The following is a 4,765-nucleotide window of genomic DNA, read 5'->3' on the forward strand; positions in this document are numbered from 1 at the left end:
GTTCTCACCGAATCCGCACGCCAAGAGGCGGCGGTCGCCCAGGACCGCCTCGACGACGGGGAGCGACTGCCGCTGCTCGGCGTCCCGATCGCCATCAAGGATGACACCGACGTCGCGGGCGAGGTGACGACCTACGGCAGCAGCGCGCACGGTCCGGCCCGCACCGACGACGCCGAGGTGGTGCGACGACTGCGCGCCGCAGGTGCCGTCATCCTCGGCAAGACGTCGGTACCGGAGCTGATGATCTGGCCGTTCACCGAAACGTTGACGTTCGGCGCGACCCGCAACCCGTGGAACACCGACTTCGCGCCAGGCGGCAGTAGCGGTGGCAGCGCAGCGGCCATGGCCGCCGGGCTGGCCGCGTTGGCGCTCGGTTCCGACGGCATGGGGTCGATCCGGATCCCGTCGACGTGGGGCGGGCTGTTCGGAATCAAGCCGCAGCGCGACCGGGTGCCGCTGGCGCCTCATGACGGCGCGTGGTGCGGGTTGAGCGTCTACGGCCCGCTCACCAGGACCGTCGAGGACGCGGCGCTGTTCCTCGACGTCACCACCGCCCTGCCCGCACCGGCAGGCGGTTTCGTGGCCGCGGCGGCGCGGGCGCCGGGGCGGCTGCGGATCGCGTTGAGCACCAAGGTGCCGCCCTTGCTCACCGCGCGACTCGGCAAGTGGCAGCGCGCCGCGGTCCGGGAGGCGGGGGCACTGCTGCGCGAACTCGGGCACGACGTCATCGAGCGCGACCCCGACTATCCGCCGAGCGCGGTGTACGCCCACGCGTTGCCGCGCTACTTCCGAGGCGTGTACGACGATGCGCGGGCGTTACCGCGCCGCGAGCGCCTCGATCGTCGTACACGCGCATTCGCCAGGATCGGGGGCCTGGTTTCGGAGCGCCGGTTGGCGTCGATGCGCGAAGCGGAAGCCGACGTCACGGCCCGGGTCAACACGATCTTCGACGACGTGGACGTCGTCATCACGCCGGGCACGGCGACTGGACCGTCGCGCATCGGCGCCTACCAGCGTCGCGGCGCGATCTCCACGCTCGCATTGGTGGCGGCACGGGTGCCGTTCCAGGCCATGTTCAACGTGACGGGCCAACCCGCCGCGGTGGTGCCGTGGGGACTCGACGGCAACGGCATTCCGACGTCGATTCAGTTGGTGGGCAAGCCCTTCGATGAGGCGACACTGCTCTCGTTGAGTGCTCAGATCGAGTCGGCGCGACCGTGGGCGCAGCGGCGGCCGCCATTGAGTTAGGCGACTGGTCTAGTTGGCGAAACCGTAATTTCCCGGATCCGATGCGGCCCGCCAGCCGGCCCGCATCGGGGGTGTCACCAGCGCAGACGATCCGAACATCGCCGTGACCTCGTGCGACAGCTCCACCAGGGCGGTGATTCCGCTTTCGTTGTGCTTTCGTGGCAGGAATTCGCCAACCCGCGCGGCGCTCACGGCGCCGATCGGATACCGCTGTTCGTCCAGAATGACTGCCGCCCAACAGGTCACGCGGGGCGGTCGGCCGACGTGCACACCCGGACGCTCCTTCATGAGCGTCGACACCCCGACCTTGCGGGTGCGCTTGATATGGGCCATCACGGTGATCAGGTCCAACTCCTCGGGCTCCGATTGCCGCTCCTGTTCGATCAGCCGGAACATCTGGCTGTCGGGGAGTGCACCGAGGATGACCCGGCCCGTGGCGGACCCGGCGAATGGGACCACGTCACCGAGTTCGGGCAACACTTTGTGCTCGTGGTCGCCCTGTATGCGCATGTCGCACCGCATGGTGGCACCGCGGAAGAACGAGAAACCCATGGTGCAGTCGGTGCCCCGTCGGAATGCGGTGAGCCGGTCGAACAGTTCACCGCTCAGGTCCGCGACCGGGGCGATGTGTCCGGTCAGCGATTTCCATCGCCAACCTCGCCGATAGGTGGCGTCGGGGTTCTGCGCGACCCAACCGTCATGGCGCAGCGCGGTGACCAGCCGGTGCACCGTGCTCTTGGGCAGCTTCGTCTTCTCGGCGATCTCGCTGATCCGCATCGGCTCGCTGAGCTGTTCCATGACGACGAGGCCCTTGCCCAGCACGGCGATGTCGTCACTCAACGCGTCATGTCCTCATACCTCCGCCGCCAATACTGCCCCGTCCGTCGCGGGTGGGCAGGGCGTGTCGCGCGCCAGCTCAAGAAAATCGTTGGCGATCGCGTCCGCGCGGCTGGTCAGATCGCTTCCGGAGAGCACCTCGCCGAGTGTCACCAGAGCGTCCATCACCGGGGTTTCGACGCCAACCAATCTGCCGACCCTGGCCATCGGCGCGAGGTTGCCTGCCGCTTCGTGCGTGAGGTACCGGTGCTCGAAGGTGTGCGGGATGATCGCCTTCTGATAGGCGCGGAACGTGTTGACCCGGTCGCGGATACCCGAGCCGCTGATGCCCTCGTCGGCGTAGTAGGTGTCAAGCATGTCGGTGAAGGTGGGCAGTTCGCGGCCGAGCGCCCGCCCCAACGCCACCCGTTCGGCGTCGAGACGGCCGACGACGTCGCTGACGCCTGCACCGAACGTGTCGATGAAGAACCTGGACTCGACCCCGCGCTCGATCTCGGTCGCCCCCAGCACCATGGGCACCGGATGCACGATGGCGTTCATACTCGCCAGCCCCACCGAGACGATGTCGACGATACGAGCGGTGGGCACCACTGCGGCCGCCAGCGCCACCGTCTCCGCACCGGGCTCCGCGAGGTAGCCGCTGAGCAGACCCAGCTTCTCCGAGTTCACCACGACCGGCTCAACCGGCATGCCACCCCAGATGAAGGCACTGACCACGAGCACCTTCGCTGGGGCGAAACCGGTGCGCTGCGTGACGTCGAACGCGTCGACGACCCCCGCGGTGCCGCCTCCGACGACGATCAGCAGATCCACCGGGCCGGCGGCCAGAATCTGGGTGACACCGGAGTACAGGTCCTCGCCCTCGGCGGCCACCATCGCGACGCGGGCGTCCCCGTCGAGGTCGGACACATCCACCAGCTCGACAGTGCGGCGTGCTCCGAAGTGATCGACGTCGACGGTCCCGGCGGAGCGGCCCGCGATCGCGACTCGGAAGCCCCGCCCGGCCAGCACGAGTCCGGCGAAGTAGGAGTTGAGTTCGTTGGAGACGATGAGGACGTCGGTCATTGATGACCCTTTCGTGTCTGGGATCAGTGGTTCGTATGGATCAGTGGATGCGGGAGAAGAACGCCTGCGCGCGTTCGCTCTGCGGGTCGTTCATCACCTGTTCGGGCGCACCGCGCTCCACGATGCGGCCCTCGTCCATGTAGATGAGGGTGTCGGCGATCCGACGGGCGAACCGCATCTCGTGCGTGACGATCATCATCGTGGTGCCGCCGGCCGCCAGGTCGCGGATCACGTCGAACACCTCGTCGACGAGTTCGGGGTCGAGTGCGCTGGTCGGCTCGTCGAAGAGCATGATCTCCGGCTCCATCGCCAGCGCCCGCGCGATGGCGACACGCTGTTGTTGACCGCCGGACAACTGGCCCGGGTAACTGTCCTCCTTGCCGGAGAGTCCCACGCGATCAAGCAGTGCCGCGGCCCGCTCAGACACCTCGGTTCCGTTGTGCCCCAACACGAATCTTGGCCCCGATGCCACGTTCTCTAGGGCCGTCATGTGTGGAAAGAGGTTGAAGGACTGGAAGACCATGCCGAAGTAGCGACGCTGCCGCAGAATATCGTTCTTGGTGCGCCGCACCAGTCCCCGCGCGGTGCGCTCGGCGCCCAGGAGTTCGCCCTTGAATTCGATCTCCCCGGCCTCGACCGGCTCGAGCAGGTTCAGGCACCGGATCAGCGTGCTCTTGCCCGACCCCGACGATCCGACCAGGACGGCGACCTCGCCGAGGTTCAGGTCGACGTCGACGCCGTGCAGTGCGGTGAACTCGCCGAACCGCTTGACGACGGCTCGGGCCGTGAGGATCGGTGTGCCGGGCTCGGCGCTCGTGTCAGCGGGCATCTCAACGGGCATCGTCGAAACCCCTTCCGAAGCGACGCTCGAGCTGGCGCTGGCCGAGCAGAGCGACACTGGTCAACGCGAGGTACCAGATGACCGCCACCGTCAGCAAGGGGATGGTCTGGAAGTTCACCGAGTAGATCTGCTGGACCGTCGTCAGCAGTTCGACGTAGCCGATCACCGACACCAGCGAGGTGTTCTTGAACATCGTGATCAACTCGTTGGCCAGCGGCGGGATGACGACCCGGATGGCCTGCGGCATGACGACCCGCCGCAGCGCCGTCATCCGGCTCATGCCCAGCGCGCTGGCGGCCTCCCACTGTCCCTTCTGCACTGCCAGCAGACCGCCGCGGAAGATCTCGGCGCTGAAGCCGCCGAGGAAGAACGCAAGTCCGATGACTGCTGCACTCCAGCGCGACATCACGTCGTTCATCGGGATGTTGAACCACGGCTCCAGGAACGGCAACCCGATGTTGATCTCGGGTACGAGCGCACCGATGAAGAAGATGAAGAGCAGCATGACCAGGGTGGGAACGGCACGGACCAGCCAGATATACACTCCGCCAAACGCTTTGAGCACCTTGTTGCTGCTCATCCGGCAGGCCGCGACGACGACGCCGAACACCAGGCCGAGCAGGCTCGACACGATGGTGAGCTGGATGGTGTTCGCCAACCCGGCCAATACCCGCGGATGGAACATGTACTTGCCGACGATGGCCCATTCCCACCGCGGGTTGAACACGATGAACCGGACAGCCCCGATGGCCACCAGGGCGGCCAGCACGTACC

The 4,765-nt window shown here is 67.1% G+C and carries 5 protein-coding genes; 1 reads left to right on the forward strand and 4 read right to left on the reverse strand.

All coding sequences use genetic code 11. The features are described from left to right. On the forward strand, positions 1-1,248 hold a 1,248-nt coding region (locus tag ACRDUX_RS20830; protein WP_526416051.1), incomplete at its 5' end, for an amidase. A gap of 9 nt (positions 1,249-1,257) precedes the next feature. On the opposite strand, the gene ACRDUX_RS20835 is transcribed toward ACRDUX_RS20830, so the two are convergent. From ACRDUX_RS20835 to ACRDUX_RS20850, 4 genes are all read right to left on the reverse strand, one after another. Beyond that, entirely contained in the window at positions 1,258-2,088 is an 831-nt protein-coding gene (locus tag ACRDUX_RS20835; RefSeq protein WP_526416053.1) for an IclR family transcriptional regulator, read from the reverse strand. Between the two features lie 12 nt (positions 2,089-2,100). Then, on the reverse strand, positions 2,101-3,150 hold the full coding sequence (locus tag ACRDUX_RS20840) for an NAD/NADP octopine/nopaline dehydrogenase family protein (RefSeq protein ID WP_526416055.1): 1,050 nt from the start codon (positions 3,148-3,150) through the stop codon (positions 2,101-2,103). Positions 3,151-3,190: 40 nt separating this feature from the next. Next, complete coding sequence (locus ACRDUX_RS20845; RefSeq protein ID WP_526416057.1) at positions 3,191-3,979, reverse strand: amino acid ABC transporter ATP-binding protein; 789 nt, start codon at positions 3,977-3,979, stop codon at positions 3,191-3,193. 1 nt (position 3,980) lies between these two features. Further along, positions 3,981-4,765 (reverse strand): amino acid ABC transporter permease (locus ACRDUX_RS20850; RefSeq protein ID WP_526416059.1); only part of this gene is annotated, 785 nt, incomplete at its 5' end.

The sequence above is a fragment of the Mycobacterium sp. genome (assembly GCF_050701675.1).
In the GTDB taxonomy this organism is placed as follows: domain Bacteria; phylum Actinomycetota; class Actinomycetes; order Mycobacteriales; family Mycobacteriaceae; genus Mycobacterium.

Bases quoted from the DNA above. Each gene is read 5' to 3' on its own strand.
- ACRDUX_RS20845 (WP_526416057.1), bottom strand. From the start codon at position 3,979: ATGCCCGCTGACACGAGCGCCGAGCCCGGCACACCGATCCTCACGGCC.
- ACRDUX_RS20840 (WP_526416055.1), bottom strand. From the start codon at position 3,150: ATGACCGACGTCCTCATCGTCTCCAACGAACTCAACTCCTACTTCGCC.